Origin of the sequence: Ottowia sp., assembly GCF_016703145.1 — a bacterium.
Classification (GTDB): domain Bacteria; phylum Pseudomonadota; class Gammaproteobacteria; order Burkholderiales; family Burkholderiaceae_C; genus Ottowia.
The window spans coordinates 541,388-561,174 of sequence record NZ_JADJCO010000002.1 but is presented as its reverse complement, the minus strand read 5'-3'; the positions used below and the strand labels follow the sequence as shown (position 1 = coordinate 561,174).

The following is a 19,787-nucleotide window of genomic DNA, read 5'->3' as shown; positions in this document are numbered from 1 at the left end:
CACACCCTGCGGCACGCACGTCCGCAACCGCGCCCGCCCTGGGGCTGATCGGCAAAGCCCGGCGCATGGCCGAGGGCATTGCCCAGCCGTGGCTCGCGCAATTCGTGCTGCGCATCGCGCTGGCCGTGCCGTTCTGGAAATCCGGCATCCTGAAATGGGATGGCTTCCTGCAACTCAATGACATGGCGGTCTACCTGTTTTCCGACGAGTTCCAGCTGCACCTGCCGGGCGGGCCCTACCCCTTCCCGCGCCCGCCGTGGTCGCTTTCCTCTCGGGCTGCGGCGAAGTGCTGCTGCCGGTGCTGCTGGTGCTGGGCATCGGCACGCGCTTTGCCGCCCTGGGCCTGCTGGCGATGACCTGCGTGATCGAACTGACGGTGCCGGAGGGCTGGCCCGTGCACCTCACCTGGGCCGCGATGGCGCTGGCGATCGCCGCCTGGGGGCCGGGCCGCCTCTCGATCGACCATGCGCTGGGAGACCGCGCGCCCCGGTCGTGAGCGGCGGGAGGGCAGCGCTCCCTACAATCGCCCGCATGCCGCAAACGCCCGCCCCTCGCGCCGCCCAGGTTCACCACATCACCCACCCCCTGGTGCAGCACAAGCTCACGCTGATGCGCGACAGGGAGGCCAGCAGCACCACCTTCCGCACCCTGTTGGGCGAGCTGGCGATGCTGATGGCCTACGAGGTGACGCGCGACATGCCGACCCAGATGGTCGAGATCGAGACCCCGCTGGAGAAGATGGCCAGCCCCATGATCGACGGCAAGAAGCTGGTGTTCGCCTCCATCCTGCGCGCCGGCAACGGCATGCTCGACGGCTTGCTGCGCGTGGTGCCCAACGCCCGCGTCGGGCACGTCGGCCTGTACCGCGATCCGAAGACGCTGGAAGCGGTGGAGTACTACTTCAAGATGCCCACCGACATGGCCGAGCGCGACGTGATCGCGGTGGACCCGATGCTGGCCACCGGCCACTCGGCGGCGGCGGCGCTGGCGCGGCTGAAGGCCCTGCGGCCGCGCTCGCTCGGGTTCCTGTGCCTGCTGGCGGCGCCGGAGGGCATCCGCACCTTGCACGCCGAGCACCCCGACGTGCCCATCTACACCGCCGCCATCGACCGCGAGCTGAACGACCACGGCTACATCCTGCCCGGCCTGGGCGATGCGGGCGACCGCATCTTCGGCACCAAGTAGCCCCGGGCTCGCCACTCCCCTTTCCTACGCGGATGTCGGCCTCGGCCGACAGGAATGCCGTCGCCCCGCCGACGCGCCGGCGCCCGCGCCCCTGCCAAGAATGGTCTGGCAGAGGCGCCCACCCATGGCCCCTCTCCCGACCACCAGAAAGGAAAAGGTCCATGTCCCTCACGCTTCGAACATCACCGCCCGCTCCTCGCGCGCCGCTGTGGGCCGCGCTGGCCGCCGCGCTGGCGCTGGGCGCCTGCTCCGGCACGCCGGCGCCGCGCGAGGAGATGGCCGTGGCCAAGACCACGGTCGACCGCGTCACCACCGCGCCCGACACCGCCGCCGCCGCGCCGGTCGAACTGCAGGCCGCGCGCGACAAACTCTCCCGCGCCGAGCGCGCCATGGCCGACAAGGACTACGACCAGGCCCGCCGCCTGGCCGAGCAGGCCCAGGCCGATGCGCGGCTGGCCGAGGCCAAGGCCCAGGCCACGCGCAGCGAGCGGGCCGTGAACGAACTGCAGGATTCGGTCCGCGCGCTCAACGAGGAGCTGCAGCGCCGCAGCCCCCCGAAGTGACCGCCACCCGCCCTGCATCGACACGGAGTTCCCCATGACCACACGACTTTTCCCCACCCGAGGCGCGCCGCGCGCCGGCGGCGCCCTCGCGCTCGCCGCCGCCCTGGCCCTGGCCGCCTGCGCCACGCGCGGTCCCCTGCCTGAGCTGGAAGAAGCGCGCTCGCAGGTCAACGGCGCCGCCGCCAACCCCGACGTCGCCCGCCGTGCGCCGCTGGAGCTGAAGGCCGCCACCGACACCCTGGCCCGCGCCGACTGGGCCTGGCGCGACGACGGCGACCAGGACGAGGCGCGCCACCTGGCCTACCTGGCGCGCCAGCGCGCCGAGACCGCCACGGTGCTGACCCGCGCGCGCACGGCCGACGACCAGATGAAGGATGCCAGCGCCCAGGCCGACCGCCTGCGCCTGGAGGCCCGCACGCGCGAAGCCGACGCCGCCCGTGGCGAGGCGCGCGCGGCGCAGGCCCAGGTGGGTGCCGCGCAGGCCCAGGCGGCGCAGGCCAACGCCCGCGCCGCCGCGCTGGAGGCACGGCTGAAGGAGCTGCAGGCGCAGCAGACCGAGCGCGGCCTGCTGGTGACGCTGGGCGACGTGCTGTTCGAGTTCGGCAAGGCGCAGCTGCTGCCCACCGCTGGCCAGCGCCTGGACCAGTTGGCCGACTTCCTGAGGCAGTACCCCGACCGCCGTCTGCTGATCGAGGGCCACACCGATTCGGTGGGCTCCGAGGCCGCCAACCTGGCGTTGTCCGACCGCCGCGCCCAGGCCGTGCAGCAGGCACTGACCATGCGCGGCGTGGACGCCGGCCGCATCACCGCGCGCGGCTACGGCAAGGCCTACCCGGTGGCCAGCAACGGCACGCCCGAGGGGCGCGCCCTGAACCGCCGCGTGGAAGTGGTCATCGCCGACGACAAGGGCACCTTGCGCTCGCGCAACTGACCGCATCGCCGGTAGCTATGTTATTCATAGCTACCGATGCAATGCCAGCGCAGGCTGGAACCTTGGAACACCCGCATTCCGGCGCCACCCCCTTCACGAGAAAAACGGCAAACGGCTCTCCTGGGGAAGACGTCATACCCCGCCGAAGCGCAACGACACGCCCACCGCGACGAAGGCCACCGACAGCAGCGTGACCGCCGCGACGTGCCCGGCCATCAGCGGCAGCGTCCGCGCCGACAGGCTCGGAATGACGCGAAAGCGCGCGTGCAGCGCGACCAGCGCGGTGGCCGCCAGCAGCGCCAGCTTGAGCGCGATGGCGCGCGCCACCGGCGTGGACGGCGAGAGCCAGTCCGACACGTCGGGCACCAGCAGGTGCGCCATCCACACGCCGGTGACGACCTGCACCGCCAGCGCCGGCATGCCGATGCGCTCGTAGCCCTGCTCGAAGCGCAGCAGTTGCTCCGGCGAGCGCTCGCGCAGCACGCGCGGCAACACGGCGAAGGCCAGCACCAGGTGGCCGCCCGTCCAGACGGTGGCGGCGAGCACGTGGAGGAACAGGGCGAAGGCGTACATCGGGGTCGCAAGGCGGATCGAGCGCCGATTGTCGCTCACGCCAAGGGCGGGCCATGGCGCGCCGTTCACCCCGGATTACTATCAATACAATAGCTTCTGACGCAATATCCGCGCGGGCATTCAGGCGTTTTCATCCATAACCAAGCCGGCTGCCGCCTCATTGCCGCGACCAGTCGCGGAAGGTCTTGCGGAACTTGGCCACCTTGGGCGCCGCGACGGCCATGCAATAACCCTGGTAAGGGTTGCGCTCGAAGAAGTCCTGGTGCTCGTCCTCGGCCGGCCAGTAGTTCGCCAGCGGCGCGACCTCGGTGACGATGGCGCCGTCGTACACCCCGTCCTGGCTCATCTCGCGGATCAGGGCCTCGGCCACGTCCTTCTGCTCGGGCGTGGTGAAGTAGATGCCGCTGCGGTACTGCGTGCCCACGTCGTTGCCCTGGCGGTTGAGCTGCGTGGGGTCGTGCACGACGAAGAAGATCTCCATGATTTGCCGCGCGCCGATCCGCGCCGGGTCGTAGACGAGCTTGACCACCTCGGCGCAGCCGGTGCGGCCGGTGCACACCTGCTCGTAGGTCGGCCGCCCGGGCTGGCCATTGCTGTAGCCCGACTCGACGTCGAGCACGCCGCGCACTTCCTTGAAGACGGCCTCGGTGCACCAGAAGCAACCACCGCCTAAAACGACGGTTTCAAGTTTTTTATCTTGTTGGTTTTCAATGATTTTTTCCATTTGGACTGCTCTCCGCCCTGCGTCAAAACAAACAAGACCAAGCTGGAGATTGGCAGAAATCCGCCCAAGAATCCACAGGCAAAGCAAAGCACCCACGGCGCAGGACGCCGGGGTGCTTTCAAATCAATAGCTTCTAGCGCAGCGCCGATGCGGGCCAGCGCCGGATTTGGTGCTTATTTCTTGTAGGCGGCCATGCCGTCGGTGATTTCCTTTTGGGCCGAGGCCACGCCTTCCCAGCCCAGCACCTTGACCCACTTGCCCTGCTCCAGGTCCTTGTAGTGCTCGAAGAAGTGGCTGATGGCGCTCAGGCGCATGTCGTTGACGTCTTCCACCGTCTTCCAGTGGCTGTAGATGGGCAGGATCTTGTCGGTGGGCACGGCCAGCACCTTGCCGTCGATGCCGGCCTCGTCTTCCATCTTCAGGATGCCCAGGGCGCGGCAGGTAACCACCACGCCGGGGTGCAGCGGGTACGGCGTGATGACCAGCACGTCCACCGGGTCGCCGTCGCCCGACAGCGTCTGCGGCACGTAGCCGTAGTTGGTCGGGTAGTACATGGCGGTGGTCATGAAGCGGTCGACGAAGATCGCGCCGGATGCCTTGTCCACTTCGTACTTGATCGGGTCGGAGTTCATCGGGATCTCGATGACCACGTTGAACTCTTCGGGCGCTTTCTTGCCGGGGGATACGTTGTCGAAGGACATGTTTGTCTGCCGTTATGGTTGGAGTGGGGGAGGCTGGAATCGGTGCTGATTCTACGAGTGCGCCAAGGGCATTGGCCACCGGCCGCGTTTTCGGGCTAAATTTGGCCTGTTGGCCAATCGTCCGCCCCAGCCTGCAGCCAGGGAGCGAGGAAGCAACGCAGTGGAGGAGCCGGCTGCGTTGTCCCAGGGACAGGGCCGGCCCCTCCGAGGCGCAATCGCTTTGTGAGGAGATTCATTCATGACAGGCAACTCGGCGCTGGTTCTGGCGCTCATCTGCGGCCTCATCGCCGTCATCTATGGCTTCTGGGCGCGGGGCTGGATCCTGGCGCAGGACGCCGGCAACGCCCGCATGCAGGAGATCGCCGCCGCCATCCAGGCCGGCGCGGCGGCCTACCTGGCGCGGCAGTACAAGACCATCGCCCTCGTCGGCGTGGTGCTGGCGGTGCTGATCGGCATCGTGCTGGACCTGACGACGGCCGCCGGCTTCGTCGTCGGCGCGGTGCTCTCGGGCGCCTGCGGCTTCATCGGCATGAACGTCTCCGTGCGCGCCAACGTGCGCACGGCGCAGGCGGCCACGCGCGGCATCGGGCCGGCGCTGGACGTGGCCTTCCGCGGCGGCGCCATCACCGGCATGCTGGTGGTGGGTCTGGGCCTGCTGGGCGTGGCGGCGTTCACGTGGGTCCTGGTCGGCACCGGAGCGGCGGCGCCCGGCGGGCTGGCCACGCTGCTGAACCCGCTGATCGGCTTCGCCTTCGGCTCGTCGCTGATCTCGATCTTCGCGCGGCTGGGCGGCGGCATCTTCACCAAGGGCGCCGACGTGGGCGCCGACCTGGTGGGCAAGGTGGAGGCCGGCATCCCCGAGGACGACCCGCGCAACCCGGCCGTGATCGCCGACAACGTGGGCGACAACGTGGGCGACTGCGCCGGCATGGCGGCCGACCTGTTCGAGACCTACGCCGTCACGCTGATCGCCACCATGGTGCTGGGCGCGCTGATGGTGGCCGCCGCGCCGTGGCAGGCGGCGATGTACCCGCTGGCGCTGGGCGCGGTGTCGATCGTGGCCTCCATCATCGGCTGCTTCTTCGTCAAGGCCTCGCCGGGCATGAAGAACGTGATGCCGGCGCTGTACAAGGGCCTGGCGATCGCCGGCGTGCTCTCGCTCATCGCCTTCTGGTTCGTCACGGCATGGGTCATTCCCGACGACGCCCTGGGCGGCAGCGGCGCGCGGATGAAGCTGTTCGGCGCCTGCGTCACCGGCCTGGTGCTGACGGCCGCGCTGGTGTGGATCACCGAGTTCTACACCGGCACGCAGTATTCGCCCGTGCGGCACATCGCCCAGGCCTCGACCACCGGCCACGGCACCAACATCATCGCCGGGCTGGGCGTGTCGATGCGCTCGACGGCCTGGCCGGTGATCTTCGTGTGCGTCGCCATCCTCGTGTCGTACCAGCTCGCCGGCCTGTACGGCATCGCGGTCGCGGCCACCGCCATGCTGAGCATGGCCGGCATCGTGGTGGCGCTTGACGCCTACGGCCCCATCACCGACAACGCCGGCGGCATCGCCGAGATGGCCGAACTGCCTGACAGCGTGCGGGACATCACCGATCCGCTGGACGCCGTGGGCAACACCACCAAGGCCGTCACCAAGGGCTACGCCATCGGCTCGGCCGGTCTGGCCGCGCTGGTGCTGTTCGCCGACTACACGCACAAGCTGGAGAGCTACGGCCAGGCCATCCGCTTCGACCTGTCCGACCCGATGGTGATCGTCGGCCTGTTCATCGGCGGCCTGATCCCCTACCTGTTCGGCGCCATGGCCATGGAGGCCGTGGGCCGCGCGGCCGGCGCCGTGGTGGTCGAGGTGCGGCGCCAGTTCCGCGACATCGCCGGCATCATGGAGGGCACCGCCAAGCCTGAATACGGCAAGGCGGTGGACATGCTGACCAGCGCCGCCATCAAGGAGATGGTCATTCCGTCCCTGCTGCCCGTGGTGGTGCCGATCGCCGTCGGCCTGCTGCTGGGGCCGAAGGCGCTGGGCGGCCTCCTGATGGGCACCATCGTCACCGGCCTGTTCGTCGCCATCAGCATGTGCACCGGCGGCGGCGCCTGGGACAACGCCAAGAAGTACATCGAGGACGGCCACCACGGCGGCAAGGGCAGCGAGGCGCACAAGGCCGCCGTCACCGGCGACACCGTGGGCGACCCCTACAAGGACACCGCCGGCCCGGCCGTCAACCCGCTGATCAAGATCATCAACATCGTGGCGCTGCTGATCGTGCCGCTGGTGGTGGGCATGCACGGCGGCCCGACCGCCTCCGCGCCGGCGTCGCCCCATGCCGCCGCCGCGGCACCGGCCACTGGCGAGGACGCGGCCAGCGTACTGGTCGAGGGCGAGGTGGTCAGGTTCTACTTCGCCACCGGCCAGGCCGACCCGCATCCCGATGGTCCAAAGGCGCTGGCCGTCATCGCCCAAGGCGTGCAGGCCGGCAAGACCGCCGTCGTCAGCGGCTACGTGGACAGCACCGGCAGCGCCGCCGCCAACGCCGAGGTCGCCCGCCAGCGCGCCGAAGCGGTGCGCGAGTTGCTCACCGGCCTGGGCGTGCTGGCCGAGCGCATCGAGCTGCGCAAGCCCGACGACATCCAGGCCGGCAGCGGCGCGCAGGCCCGCCGCGTGGAAGTCACGCTGCGTTAGCGGCGCGCCGTCCCCCTCGGAAGGCCCGCGCAAGCGGGCTTTCTCATGGGACGACCTCTCCTGCATTGCTATTTTTTAAATAGCTTCCAGCGTAATATCCACGCGGGCTGCAAGCCGAAAATCCTTGAAAACCCGGCGGCGGGGCACAATGCCGCCATGCAGCTCAACTTCATCGGTCACCACGCCATCGCCTCGCTCTCGGGCCGCACCCTGCCGGTGATCGACCCGTCCGACGGCCAGCCCTTCGACGAAATCCAGCGCAGCGACGCGCGCGACATCGACGCCGCCGTGCGCGCCGCCCGCGCCTGCTTCGACGGCCCCTGGAGCGCCTTGAGCGCCGCCGAGCGCGGGCGCCTGCTGATGGCCTTGTCGCGCCTGGTGGCCGAGCACGCCGACGAGCTGGCCGCCCTGGAGCAGCGCGACTGCGGCAAGCCCACCGCCCAGGCGCGCGCCGACGCCGCCGCGCTGGCGCGCTACTTCGAGTTCTACGCCGGCGCCTGCGACAAGCTGCACGGCCAGACCCTGCCCTACCAGCACGGCTACAGCGTGCTGACCTGGCGCGAGCCGCACGGGGTCACCGGCCACGTCATCCCGTGGAACTACCCGATGCAGATCTTCGGCCGCAGCGTGGGCGGCGCGCTGGCCGCCGGCAACTGCTGCGTGGTCAAGCCGTCCGAGGACGCCTGCCTGTCGCTGCTGCGCGTGGCGCAACTGGCGGCCGACGTGGGCTTTCCGGCAGGCTGCATCAACATCGTCACCGGCCATGGCCACGAGGTGGGCGACGCGCTGGCGCGCCACCCCGGCGTGGACCACATCAGCTTCACCGGCAGCCCGCGCGTGGGCACGCTCATCCAGCAGGCCGCGGCCGAGCGCCACTGCCCCGTCACGCTGGAGCTGGGCGGCAAGAGCCCGCAGATCCTGTTTGCCGACGCCGACCTCGACGCCGCGCTGCCGGTGGTCATCAACGCCATCGTGCAGAACGCCGGCCAGACCTGCTCGGCCGGCTCGCGCGTGCTCATCGAGCAGGCCATCTACGACACCGTGCTGGAGCGCCTGGGCGAGGCCTTCACCCAACTGCGCGTGGGCCCAGCCGCGCTGGACCTGGACCTGGGCCCGCTGATCCGCCAAAGCCAGCAGCAGCGCGTGTGGGACTTCCTGTCCGACGCGCAGGCCTCGCACATCCCCGCCGTGGCGCAGGGCGTGGTGGTCGATGACGCGCCGGAAAGCGGCTTCTACCAGGCCCCGGTGCTGCTGGCCGACGTGCCCGCCACGCACCGCCTGGCGCAAGAGGAAGTCTTCGGCCCGGTGCTGGCCGCCATGCCGTTCCGGGACGAGGACCACGCCGTGGAACTGGCCAACGCCACCCGCTTCGGCTTGGTGGCCGGCGTGTGGACGCAGGGCGGCGCGCGCCAGTTCCGCATGGCGCGGCGCGTCAAATCAGGCCAGGTGTTCATCAACCACTACGGCGCCGGCGGCGGGGTGGAGCTGCCCTTCGGCGGCGTCAAGTCGTCCGGCCACGGGCGCGAGAAGGGCTTCGAGGCGCTGTACGGCTTCACCACCCTCAAGACGGTGGCGGTGCGCCACGGGTGACCTGCGTCGGACAAACGATGGACCAGGGCGGCCATGCGCGATTCGCGTATCAAGCCGTGTCGCTTTTTGGATGCGCCCCGTCGATGCCCAGTTGCGATTGCGGGGTGGGCACCAACCGACCCGTGCCGGGGTCGTACGTCATGCCTGTGATCGAGCCATCCCGAATGCGCTGAACCGCCTCGTCGATCACGTGCAGTGGCACCAGGAACCACTCCCTCGGCTTGATCGGGCGCCCGAAGCGGTCTTCGATGGTCAGGTCGATCCGCGCGACGGCGAACAGCCGGTGAAAGAGGGCTTCCAGCCTGGTGCGGTTCAGGTTGTGCAGTTGGTAAGTGGCCACCACGTCCACATCGGCCAGCAGGTAGGTGGCGTCCTTGTTGGCGCCCGCGATGCGGTCCTCGACCTTGCCGCCGGTCACGCCGATCTTGTGGATCAGCTCGCGGTGCTCGGCGACGTGGGGATGGCTCGACAGGCTGCGCAGCACATAGATGGTGCCGGACGCCAGATCGTCTGCTTCGGCCACGTCACCGAACAGCGGTCCGGCCGCCACCGGCACCAGCCGGCGGCCGGCGCGCCCTTCGCCGTCCTTGTACAGGGCGCGCTGCAGCGAGCGCAGCAGCAGGTCGCTTTCGGTGCCGTTGGCATACACCACCCGCAGGCGGCCGTTGGTCTCGGCATTGGGCGTCTTGTAGGTGTCACCCATCTCGGCCACATGGACCACCAGCCCGCCGAGGATGAAGAAATCGCCCACGGCCACGCTGGCGTTCTTGCCGAAGGGTTTGCTCACCCACTGCCCGTTCTTCAGGCCGCTGTCCACCGCATCGAACAGGGGTTTGAACTGCTCGAAATCCGCGCAGGGCGTGCGGTTGGCAATGTCCTCGGCGGCCTGGATGACCGCCCGTGGGCGCACGTGGCGCAGCACGCGGATGTCGTCCGTCGTCGGGGTGGCGTCCATGCCCAAGGCGGCCAGCAGGGCATCGGTGTCCAGTGGCTGCGCGTCGGCGGCGTCGAGCGCATCGGCCGCATCCGGCTGCGGCCCCGCCGACAGCAGCCCTGACGCGTCCAGCCCCGCCAGCAGCGCCCGCGCTTCGGGCAGTTGGCGCAATTGGTCCAGGCGCACCGCGTACAGGCGCTCAAAAATATCGCCGCCCGCATCGTGCCGGGGCGCGCGCCCGTGCGCCTCGTGAAAGCGCAGGATGTCCTCGAAGCCCGCCAGGATGCGCTCCTCGCGCGGCGTGTGGCGGGCCGCCGGGGGCGGGGCGATGTCCAGGCCCAGCGCGTCGAGCAGCGCGTCGTCGTCCATCTCGCTCATCGCGTCATGCCTCCCTGGCCTGGGCGCTTCGTGCGGCTTGCGCTGCCTTGGCCTGGGCCGCGTAGCGCGCAAAGGCCGCCACGCCCTCGGCCATCTTCTGCTCCCACGGGTCGGCCGCTTGCAGGCTGGGCAGGCGGCCGCGCTCTTGCTTGAACTGCACCGCACGCAGGGCCAGCGCGCGGGCCTCGTCCTCCGGCAGCTTGATCGTCTTGCCGGCAATGCTGTCCTGCACCTGCCGCAGCGATTGTGCGTCCATCGTCTTGGCCAGCACCGCATAGGCGGCTTCAAAAGGGTTGATGCGGTCGATCAGGTCGATGTCCAGCTCGCGCACGTTGACGAAGCGGCGCACGCCGTCGATCAGCGCCGTGCTGCCCAGGGCGCCACCCTCGTTGGCCAGCGCCGGGTCGAGCATCACCTTGGCCTGCTGGGTGATGTTCATCGCCGCCACCGCGTGCTGGCGAATCGCCTCCTGGTCGGCCGCGCTCAGTTCGGGGTAGCGCTCGCGCACGATCTTGCCCATGCGCAGCACCGTCAGTTCCTCCGGCACGGTGTTGTCGGCGTCGAACAGGCCGCGCTCCAGCGCCACCTTGTCCTGCAGAAAGCTGGTCACCACCTCGTTCAGGTCTTCGCGGCAGATGCGCGTGGCTTCGGCGCTCTGGGGCGTGGCCAGGCCGTTGATCTCCAGGTGAATCTGCCCGGTGGCCGTGTTCACCCCCACGTTGGCGGCGCCGCGTTGGTAGCCACCCTCGCCATAGTCAAAACCCTCGCGTGGCCCGGCGTTGCGCGGCGTCCACTCGTAGCGCGGCGACAGCACCTGCTCCATCAGCAGGCTGGCCGAAATGGCCTTGAGCATGTCGTTCACCGCCTCGGCCACCAGACCTTGGTCGGCGGCGGGCTCGGCGATCAGGTTGGTGAAACGCGCCCGCGCCTTGCCCGGTGCATCGCGCGTGGCGCGGCCGATGATCTGCACGATCTCCGTCAGGCTGCTGCGGTAGCCGATGGTCAGCGCGTGCTCGCACCAGATCCAGTCAAAACCCTCCTTGGCCATGCCCAGCGCGATGATCACGTCCACATGGTCGCGGTCGTCCTTGTGCGCCGGGTCTTTCAGCGCGGCCAGCACGCGCGAGCGCCGCGCCGCATCGCTGTCGTCCACCAGGTCCGCCACCCGCAGCACCCGGCCATCGCGCGCCCGCACGAGGTGAAAGCCCGTGCCCGCATCCACCCCCTGCCACTCGCCCAGCGCGCCCATGATGTCGCTGACCTCGCGCTCCTTGTCTTTCAGGCTTTCGCGCGCATTCACGTTGGGAATGTGAACGATGGTCTTGAGCCCCGCGTCCAGCACCTTCGCCACCGCGTCCACATAGCGGCCGGTGTAGAAAAAATAGCCGATATCGAGCGACTTGAGCCAGCGGTAGCCGTTGAGCTGCTCGTAGTAGGTGTAGGTCACCGTATCGAAGCGCGCCTCGTCGGCCGGCGCCAGCACCGCCTCGCTGTCGCCGCGAAAGTAGCTGCCCGTCATCGCCACCACATGCACCTTGTCGTGGGCGATGAAGGCACCCAGCTGGCTGCCCAGCACGTTGTCGGGGTTGCTCGACACATGGTGAAACTCGTCGATGGCGATCAGCCGGCCATCGAATGCCTCGACGCCCAGCGCCTCCACCGCAAAGCGGAAGGTGGCGTGCGTGCACACCAGCACCGCGTCGTCGCTGGCCAGAAACTGGCGCACCGCATCCACCTTCGACTTCGCCACGCGGGGCTCATCGGCCCCCGGCGCGTTGCACAGGTTCCACTGCGGCGCCACCTGCCAGTCGGCAAAAAAGCCGTGCTGGCGCAGCGGCTCATCGGCAAAGCTGCTGCCGATGGAGCGCTCGGGCACCACGATCAGCGCCTGCCGCAGGCCCTGGTGGTGCAACTTGTCCAGCGCAATGAACATCAGCGCCCGGCTCTTGCCCGAGGCCGGCGGCGACTTGATCAGCAAATACTGTTCACCCCGCTTGGCATAGGCAAGCTCCTGCATCGGCCGCATGCCCAGCGCGTTGGCATGGGTCGATGCGCCCGTGTGCGCCGTGGTGATGGAGACGGCGGGCACCGTGTAGGCGTTGGTGGGGTTGGAAGAAAACGTCTCGGTCATGGCGATGAATTCTTATGGGTGTTTTATGGCTTCAGCCCTTGTTTCATGAGGGCTGGTAGCTATTGTTTCAGGAGCATTTCGGGCGGTGCGCTATCGGCTGGCATGTCGCCATGTTTGTCATTGCACCGCAGCCGCGCACGCGGCCCATGCAGCCGGCGCCTTGTTGCGCAACGCTGCAAACGGCCGCAAGTTGGCGCCCACAGGGCCGAAGCACCAGTGCAGCAGTCCGTGCTCATCGGCCAGCAGAAGTTGCTGGGCCAGTTGATCCGGGTCAATCACCGCTTCGGACAACGCCGCATTCACGAAAGCCTCAATCCGCCGATACGCGCGTCGATAGCCTTCTGCCATGCCTTCACGCCGATCCAGACGGAGTAGCTGCACCGTGGCATACCCCTTCGGCGATGGCGCGCCGCTGGCAGCGTCGTAACGCGCGGTCAGGTTGCCCGTGTCGGGGTCAAAGTCCAAGTGCTCCCAGGGGTTCTCGGCACTGGGGTTCACCAGCATCGGATCGCCTGCACTCGACAGCGGAAACCGATCCCCCTTGAATCGGCCGCATTCCGTGCAGCACAGCAGCATGTTGGGCCATAGGAAGGCACGGCCGGGATAGGGGCCCTTGGGCCAAAAGTGCTCAATGTCGCTGCCGTGCGAATCCACGCAGTACATGCAACGCTGGCGCGGCCCTGTCATGGCCTGCAAGGTCTCGACGACCGTTGCCAGCGCCTTTGTCTGGCGTGCGGTTTTCCATGCGCGCTCGACATTCGGCTGGCCCGCCGTGGCCTGTGCTCTGCCATCCAGATAGCTTTGCGCTCGCCTTGGCAGCGCCAATCGATGGGTTCGCCGCATGGGTCAATCCTCATCCGTCACGGCAAACAACTGCAGTTGCTGAACCTCTTGCTGCTCGCCCTTGCTGAGCTTTGCGCCAGAACGCTCCTTCGCCTTCAGCCTGGCATATTGCGCCCGCGCTTCAACCGCCCGAGGCGAACGGGTGTTTTGCAAGCCGAAGGCCGATGTCAGCAGGATGGTGTCGGGCCGGGAGGCGATGACCTTCCTGTACTCCTCGTCACTGAGCGGATGCGGCCCATCCTTGCTGCCCGGCTCCGGCAAGACGAACAACCCATTCGGGTCGGCCGCCTGGCAAATGATGGGGCTGTGCGTCGTCACGAGGAACTGAATGTTTGGAAAGTGGCGCTTGAGCCAAAAGCCGATCTCGCGTTGCCATTCCGGGTGCAAGTGCGCGTCGATCTCATCGATCAGCACAACACCGCTGCGCTTGAAAACCAGCTTGCCATCCGCATCGCGGCCCACCAGATCGGCCACGCCATACACATTGATCAGATGGCGAAGAATGTCGGCCAGCAGGGCCAGCGCTGCACGGTAGCCGTCGCTCATTTCGCTCCAGGACAACTGCAGCCCGTTGCGATCCTTGAGCCAGAGGCCGTCGGAATCGATGCGATCCACGGTAATCTGGTTCGGCATCAGTTCGTCACGCAGCGCCTCCAGAATCAGCGCCAATTGCTCCTTCGCACCTGATTTGTCTTCCAGCGACCGATGACTCAGCGCACGCAGCCATTGGTCGACCTCGGCCAGCGAAGCGGCCTCTTGAAACATGGTGACGAATCGCTCGGTGGCAGGGGCGACCATCTGGCGCATGGCCTCGGGTGAGGCGCCAAACACCCGCCGAAAGGGGCCGTAGCCGCAAGAAAACCATCCCTTGGCGTCTTGCGACCAAATACTGCGTTGTGGCGTGGAGTTCTTTCGCTTTGTTGAATTGACGGCCTCCAGCGAGGGCTCCTTTTGCCCGTTCCTGAGCGCGATGTGCGCTGAAAAATTTTTTTCAGGTGTACGCCCTGTTTCGGAAAAACCATCGTCATCGGCAACGCGCACCACCTCCAGCTCAATGCTGGCTTCATGCTGCCCCTCACGAATCCAGCGGTGAAAGCTGGGCTGCAAGGCACGCGCCGTGTCCTTGCCCGTCAGGGCAATGGCAATGGCCTTGAGCAAGGTGCTTTTGCCAGAGCCGTTGTCGCCCGTGAAAACCGTCCAGCCCGCATGGCTGCCATCTGGTCGCTTGAGGTCGAACGACAAGTTCGAGAAGCCGCGAACATCCTTCAGAACCAATTTACTGATGTACATGGGGAACCTTGTTGGTTTCACATTGCAGGGTAAGGCACATCGTCAAGCCGCTGTGGGGTTGCTTGCGGGGCGAGCCGGCGCGTCGCTCATGGCGATGGATTTTTATGGATGTTTTATGGCTAAAGCCCTTGTTTTATAACGGCTGATAGCTATTGTTTCAGGAGCGTCTTGTGGCGAACCCATGCGGGTTCACATCACCTCCCAATGGTCGTTGAAGGCCAGCATCTTGTCCACGTTGCTGCGCCAAAATCCAGACTCAAGTCCTGGCGCTGCTTGACCCGCAATTCGGCCTGCTCCAGAAAGATCACCGTCAGGCGGTTGAGCGTGTCTATCTCATCGGCGCTCAGGTAATTCTTGGCAACGATCACATCCTGCTTGCGCACGCGCGAGCCGCTCCAGGTGTTGAGCGCCATGTTGGGCTGGCTGGTATCGGCACGCTTCACCGCCAACTCCGCCGCCGTGTGGCCAGTGGTGGCATACAGCAGCTTGTTCTGCACTTCGGCAAAAAACAGGGCGGTTTCCTGCTCGCGCGCCCGGTAGTCGGAACTCAGGGAAAACAGATCGCGCACCTTTTGGTAAAAGCGCTTTTCCGATGCGCGAATCTCGCGGATGCGCGCCAGCAACTCATCGAAATAATCCCAACCCCCGGGGTTCTTCATGCGCTCGTCATCCATCACGAAGCCCTTGCGCAGGAACTCCTTGAGGTGCGTGCTGGCCCATTGGCGAAACTGCACGCCGCGCGGCGAACGCACGCGGTAGCCGATGGCCAGGATCAGGTCGAGGTTGTAATGGGCGATCTTGCGCTGTACTTGCCGCACACCCTCGTTTTGAACTGTCAAGGATTCCTTGACAGTTGCCTGCGGGCTTAACTCTTTGTCCTCAAAGATATTTTTTGCGTGCAGCGAAACATTCTGCTTGCTGGTCTGAAACAGAGCAGCAATTTCCATCTGATTCAGCCATATCGTTTCACCCTCCACCCGCAGATGCAGTTGAACTTTGCCATCCTCGGTACTGTAGAGAATCAGCTCGTTCACGGCTTGCCTCCTTTGGCCCTGGCTTTGGGTTTGGCTTTCTGCTCCGCCGTCATTTTTGTATAGAGGTCAAACAGCTTTTCCAGCCGCTCGGTGTCGTTCTTGAAGCGGCGGCCGATGTAGATGCGCTCCAGCACCTCGTCGTTGCGCTCGTGGGCGGCGCGCAGGTTGTCGGGCATGGCCTCGGGGTCGTACAGGTCGGCGATGGTGGCGGGGAAATGCGCCTCGCGTGCCAGCAGGATGTTCTGGGCGCACTCGGTCAGGTCGGCCTTCATCTGCTCGGTCAGCAGCGGAACGGGGAAGGTGTTCCAGCCGAGGGTGTTGGAGTAGCGATAGCGCGTTTCCAGCTTGCCGCAGACGGTGGCGATCCAGACCAGGTGCAGGCGGGAGGCGATCAAGGAGAGTGGAACTAGGCTTTCAGCTGTCGCTTGGAAGTGGGGGGCTAACACTAAGCTGTTTGCAGGCAGCAATCCTGGCGTCACATACTCGCGCCCTTCCGCTACCAGTTGCGGTATGAAGATCAGAGGGGTACTGACATATCGATCCTCGGTGAACTTCTCAGGTGTGTCCGCGGCGCGCCTCGTAGCTGCTTTGGGGCTCAAAGTGCGAGACTTTCGTACCAAATCCACTCGGTCGGAGACAAACTTGCAGGACATTCGAACTTCTTGCGGCAGGAGGTCGGGTTTCAATGCCCAGCGAACCAAACCGGCAGCAAACTCCTTTGCCCCATACGCTCGCACTACAGCGGGCGCGACATGTGGGTGCTCCCGGATAGCCTCGTTGCGCACTAAGCTACTGAACAAGTAGGCACCCTCGTCCGTTGGGGCGCTTCCTCGATCAATCGAAGTGCCTTTCCCCAGAGCCTCTGATCTTGGCGCAACAAACACGTTCTTCCCAGGCACCAAGTAGGGGTTGATGTTGAACGCATCGCGCACTACTTCGTTGCCCGCGCTGTCGGTGGTGTAGAGCCGCGCCCCTGCGTTGCTGTCAGTGGTGAGTCCGACAACGATGACTGTCACGCCGGCGTTATTCGCTGCAAGGTTTGACCACCTAAAGCTCGTCCTTGCAAATTTGATGCGTAGACCTTGGTCAAACAGCCACTGCCACAATAATGAAACCTGCTCCCCTTGGCAGATTGAGTTTGTTGTCACAAACGCCCATTGGCTTTCAACAAGCTTTGAATAAAGAGTCGCTTTAATCAACCAGCCAGCGACAAAGTCGAGCCCACGATATCCCGCAACGCTCTGCGTTGCCGACGCGGCTAGATCCGCCTTCTGCGCTTCCGATTGGCCACGCGACCCCAAATACGGCGGGTTCCCACAAATAAACGTCTCCCCACCGTTATTCTCAAAATCCATCTCCTTTTGATCCAGCGGCGTCTCAAACAAATCATCCGCCGCCACCTTCACGCCCGTGCCCGTGGGCGGGCAAATGCCCAGCCAATCCAGCCGCAGCGCGTTGCCGCAGACGATCCAGTTCTGCGCATCCAGCGGCAGAAACTCGGCCAGCGCCTCTTTCTGGCCCCGGTACTGCACGTCGCACTGGTACTCGGCAATGATGAGCGCCAGCCGCGCGATTTCGGCCGGAAAGCTGCGCAACTCGATGCCGCGAAAGTTGGTCAGCGGAATCTCGCTACCCAGGTCTGACTCACCCCGTCTGCGGTTGATCTCCGCCTCGATGGCGCGCATCTGCTTGTAGGCGATGACGAGGAAGTTGCCGCTGCCGCAGGCCGGGTCGAAAACGCGGATGCGCGCCATGCGCTTGCGCAGGTTGAGCAGCTTGGTTTTGTTGTCGCCGGCCTCATTCAATTGCGCGCGCAGCTCGTCGAGGAACAGCGGGTTCAGCACCTTGAGGATGTTGGGCACGCTGGTGTAGTGCATGCCCAGCGCGCCGCGCTCTTCTTCGTCGGCCACGGCCTGGATCATGCTGCCGAAGATGTCGGGGTTGATCTGGCGCCATTGCAGGCTGCCGGCGTGCAGCAGGTAGGTGCGGGCAATGCGCGAGAAGCGCGGCACCTCGGTGTTGCCCGAAAACAGGCCGCCGTTGACGTAGGGGAACTGGTCGGCCCAGGGGCGGAAGTTGCCTGCGGCGCGCTCGGCAGGCTGGGTGTTCATGGCGCGGAAGATCTCGCCCATGACTTCGTGCGTGTTGGCGCTGCTGGCCTCGGTGAACTGGCTGATGGTGCGGGTGAACAGGCCTTCGCCGTTGAAGATGTCGGTGTCTTCGGCAAAGAAGCAGAAGATGAGCCGGGCCATGAAGTGGTTCATGTCGGCGCGGCGGGCGTCGCCGGCCCAGCCGGGGTTGTCGCGCAGCAACTCGACGTAGAGCTTGTTGAGCCGCCCGGTGGCGCGCACGTCGATGGGGTTGTCCTTGATCTCCTGAATGGTGGAGATGCCGGCCAGGGCGAGGAAGAAGCCCAGGTGTTCGGGCAGCTTGGGGTAGTCGCAGGCGATGGTCTCAAAGGTGGGCAGGTATTCGGCTTCGGCCGTGTGGCCGTCGGTGGCAAGGATGTATTTGGCCTTGGCCTTGGCTGTCGCAGCGCTGTTGCGCAGCGCGGTGAGCGTTTCGCCGACCGTGCCATGCCCGCAGGTGGCGACGTGGATGTTGCCGCGCTGGAGCACGCCGCCGGGCACGTCGGACGTGTTGTTGTTGCCCGCGCGCAGGCGCTTGATCGTCGTTTCCTTGTTGCCGAAGGCGGCGAGGAAGGCGAAGGGGAATTCGGCCGCATCAAAGGTGCTGGAGGGCTGTTCGGCCAGGTCGGAGAGGGCTTGTTCGATTTCGACGGCGTTCATGGAGGCGGTGGGGGCGTGGGGGTCGCGGATTCATCGGCCGCATGCCAGTTCACCCACTGCAACCCGGCCACCCGCGAGAACTCGCGCGCGTTGCGCGTGACCAGCGTGGCGCGGTAGCGCAGCGCGGTGGCCGCGATCAAGGTGTCGTTGGGGCCGATGGGGGTGCCGGCCGCTTCCAACTGCACACGAATGCGGGCAGCGTGCGTGGCGCATTCGCTGTCGAAGGGCAGCACCTGCAGCGGCCGCAGCATTTGCACCAGCGCCGTCAGGCGCGGCTGGGCCGCTTCGGGTGGCAGGCGCCGCAGGCCGTGGCGCAGTTCGTATTCGACGATGGCGGGCACGCCCAGGTCGGCCGGGCGAAGCGCCTGCAGCCGGGCGACCACCCTCGGGTCGCCGCGAAAGTAGTAGCTGATGGTGTTGCTGTCGAGCGCGAGCATGGGTCAGAAGCCCAGGCGCGGTACATCCGCGGCGGCGGGGGCCGGGGGCGCATCCTCGCGCAGCGGAAAGTCGGCAAAGCGCCCAGCCAGGTTCAAGCAGTCTTGCGGCCATTCGTGCGAGGCGTATTTGCGGATGATTTCGGCCACCCAGCGGCTCTTGGACAGGCCGCTGGCCTGGGCGGCCTGATCCACCATCACCTGCGTGGCGTCGTCCAGATACAGCGTGATTTGCGACATGGCGATCTCCAACAAGTATGTTTTTAATTATATTTGGACCGCTTCACCCGCGGTTGCCTCAATCCAAATCCTTGGGCGGCTTCTTGCGGCGGTTGGGGTACTCGTAGTTGAACCAGCCGTCGCCCTCGGGCATGGGTTCGATCAGGTCGTCGGGCACCTCGAACAGGTTGGGCTTGCCCTTGATGGGCTCCGGAATCACTTCGTACCCGCCTTCGAGTTCCCAGGCGAGCATGACGGGGTCGTACTTGATGCCGTAGGCCTTGGCGTCAGCGCGGGTCATGGGTCTGACATTCACCAGGTTGACCACGCACATCAGGCAGCCGGTGGGCAGCGGCAGCGGCACGGCCGTCGTCCATCTCGATATCAAGCCACAGTCCGCTGTCGTGGCTGCTGGCGCAGATGAGCAGGGGGCCGCGATGGTGCGTGTTCCAAGTGCGAAATTCCAGGTTCTTGATGCCGTCGTTGATTTCCAGCGCCCAGGGCTGCCGCACGGACAGGGCTTTCATGGGGCGTCTCCTCCAAAAAGGGCGCCGTGGGTTATCAGCGCCGGGCGTGAGGGGGTTGTGGAAGTGGCGTGGTGACAGCGCGCATGGTAGCGGCTGCTGCCCTCAAGACGGCGGCGGCGCGGCATGGCTGAAGAAACCAATAGCTACTTTTTTAATAGCTGATTTCCTAATATCCACGCTGGCCCGAGGCCATTCTCTCTGTGAACCCTACCCCTGCCATACGCCATGGTCGCTGGCGCGCAGGGCGGCGAG

General features: G+C 66.3%; 18 protein-coding genes and 1 pseudogene. 6 read left to right on the top strand and 13 right to left on the bottom strand.

Features of this window, described 5'->3' with window-relative positions; genetic code table 11:
- Positions 1-65 precede the first annotated feature (65 nt).
- The 4 genes and pseudogenes from IPG65_RS02845 to IPG65_RS02830 all read left to right on the top strand — a co-directional run bounded on the left by IPG65_RS02845 (position 66) and on the right by IPG65_RS02830 (position 2,679).
- Positions 66-496, top strand: a pseudogene (locus tag IPG65_RS02845) (DoxX family protein).
- Between the two features lie 35 nt (positions 497-531).
- Positions 532-1,185, top strand: coding sequence for a uracil phosphoribosyltransferase (upp, locus tag IPG65_RS02840; RefSeq protein WP_293187767.1), 654 nt, complete (start codon positions 532-534; stop codon positions 1,183-1,185).
- 161 nt (positions 1,186-1,346) lie between these two features.
- A complete protein-coding gene (locus tag IPG65_RS02835; protein WP_293187766.1) occupies positions 1,347-1,748 on the top strand; it encodes a DUF4398 domain-containing protein in 402 nt (133 codons plus the stop codon).
- Between the two features lie 34 nt (positions 1,749-1,782).
- Positions 1,783-2,679, top strand: a complete 897-nt coding sequence (locus IPG65_RS02830; RefSeq protein WP_293187765.1) for an OmpA family protein — start codon at positions 1,783-1,785, stop codon at positions 2,677-2,679.
- 132 nt (positions 2,680-2,811) lie between these two features.
- Here the strand turns inward: IPG65_RS02830 and IPG65_RS02825 are convergent, their stop codons facing one another.
- The 3 genes from IPG65_RS02825 to ppa all read right to left on the bottom strand — a co-directional run bounded on the left by IPG65_RS02825 (position 2,812) and on the right by ppa (position 4,677).
- Positions 2,812-3,252 (bottom strand): CopD family protein, encoded by a 441-nt coding sequence (locus IPG65_RS02825; protein WP_293187764.1) that lies wholly within the window; start codon positions 3,250-3,252, stop codon positions 2,812-2,814.
- A gap of 157 nt (positions 3,253-3,409) precedes the next feature.
- Positions 3,410-3,976: a peptide-methionine (S)-S-oxide reductase MsrA gene (msrA, locus tag IPG65_RS02820; protein WP_293187763.1), complete on the bottom strand. Its 567-nt coding sequence runs from the start codon at positions 3,974-3,976 to the stop codon at positions 3,410-3,412.
- Between the two features lie 173 nt (positions 3,977-4,149).
- Positions 4,150-4,677: an inorganic diphosphatase gene (gene ppa, locus IPG65_RS02815; RefSeq protein ID WP_293187762.1), complete on the bottom strand. Its 528-nt coding sequence runs from the start codon at positions 4,675-4,677 to the stop codon at positions 4,150-4,152.
- Positions 4,678-4,915: 238 nt separating this feature from the next.
- Here ppa and IPG65_RS02810 point away from each other — a divergent pair, with 238 nt between their 5' ends.
- Together IPG65_RS02810 and IPG65_RS02805 are read left to right on the top strand one after the other, a co-directional pair.
- Positions 4,916-7,366, top strand: a complete 2,451-nt coding sequence (locus IPG65_RS02810) for a sodium-translocating pyrophosphatase (RefSeq protein ID WP_293187761.1) — start codon at positions 4,916-4,918, stop codon at positions 7,364-7,366.
- Between the two features lie 156 nt (positions 7,367-7,522).
- On the top strand, positions 7,523-8,956 hold the full coding sequence (locus IPG65_RS02805) for an aldehyde dehydrogenase family protein (RefSeq protein ID WP_293187760.1): 1,434 nt from the start codon (positions 7,523-7,525) through the stop codon (positions 8,954-8,956).
- Positions 8,957-9,005: 49 nt separating this feature from the next.
- On the opposite strand, the gene IPG65_RS02800 is transcribed toward IPG65_RS02805, so the two are convergent.
- The 10 genes from IPG65_RS02800 to IPG65_RS02755 form a co-directional block, all read right to left on the bottom strand.
- A complete protein-coding gene (locus tag IPG65_RS02800; RefSeq protein WP_293187759.1) occupies positions 9,006-10,268 on the bottom strand; it encodes a GIY-YIG nuclease family protein in 1,263 nt (420 codons plus the stop codon).
- Between the two features lie 4 nt (positions 10,269-10,272).
- The gene (locus tag IPG65_RS02795; RefSeq protein ID WP_293187758.1) at positions 10,273-12,399 is read right to left on the bottom strand and encodes a DEAD/DEAH box helicase; all 2,127 of its coding nucleotides are present in this window, start codon (positions 12,397-12,399) and stop codon (positions 10,273-10,275) included.
- Between the two features lie 117 nt (positions 12,400-12,516).
- Positions 12,517-13,242 carry a hypothetical protein gene (locus IPG65_RS02790; RefSeq protein ID WP_293187757.1) on the bottom strand — a complete coding sequence of 242 codons (726 nt, stop codon included), beginning with the start codon at positions 13,240-13,242 and terminating at the stop codon, positions 12,517-12,519.
- Between the two features lie 3 nt (positions 13,243-13,245).
- Entirely contained in the window at positions 13,246-14,532 is a 1,287-nt protein-coding gene (locus tag IPG65_RS02785) for an AAA family ATPase (RefSeq protein ID WP_293187756.1), read from the bottom strand.
- Between the two features lie 194 nt (positions 14,533-14,726).
- The gene (gene rhuM, locus IPG65_RS02780) at positions 14,727-15,566 is read right to left on the bottom strand and encodes a RhuM family protein (protein ID WP_293187755.1); all 840 of its coding nucleotides are present in this window, start codon (positions 15,564-15,566) and stop codon (positions 14,727-14,729) included.
- Positions 15,563-18,355 (bottom strand): DNA methyltransferase, encoded by a 2,793-nt coding sequence (locus IPG65_RS02775; protein ID WP_293187754.1) that lies wholly within the window; start codon positions 18,353-18,355, stop codon positions 15,563-15,565. The genes rhuM and IPG65_RS02775 overlap by 4 nt, the downstream gene beginning before the upstream one ends.
- Positions 18,352-18,792, bottom strand: coding sequence for a type II toxin-antitoxin system VapC family toxin (locus IPG65_RS02770; protein WP_293187753.1), 441 nt, complete (start codon positions 18,790-18,792; stop codon positions 18,352-18,354). Before IPG65_RS02770 ends, IPG65_RS02775 begins: the two co-directional genes overlap by 4 nt.
- Before the next feature lie 3 nt (positions 18,793-18,795).
- Positions 18,796-19,029 carry a CopG family transcriptional regulator gene (locus tag IPG65_RS02765; protein ID WP_293187752.1) on the bottom strand — a complete coding sequence of 78 codons (234 nt, stop codon included), beginning with the start codon at positions 19,027-19,029 and terminating at the stop codon, positions 18,796-18,798.
- 58 nt (positions 19,030-19,087) lie between these two features.
- Positions 19,088-19,309 (bottom strand): hypothetical protein, encoded by a 222-nt coding sequence (locus IPG65_RS02760; RefSeq protein WP_293187751.1) that lies wholly within the window; start codon positions 19,307-19,309, stop codon positions 19,088-19,090.
- The gene (locus IPG65_RS02755; RefSeq protein ID WP_293187750.1) at positions 19,296-19,535 is read right to left on the bottom strand and encodes an ASCH domain-containing protein; all 240 of its coding nucleotides are present in this window, start codon (positions 19,533-19,535) and stop codon (positions 19,296-19,298) included. The genes IPG65_RS02760 and IPG65_RS02755 overlap by 14 nt, the downstream gene beginning before the upstream one ends.
- Positions 19,536-19,787 lie beyond the last annotated feature (252 nt).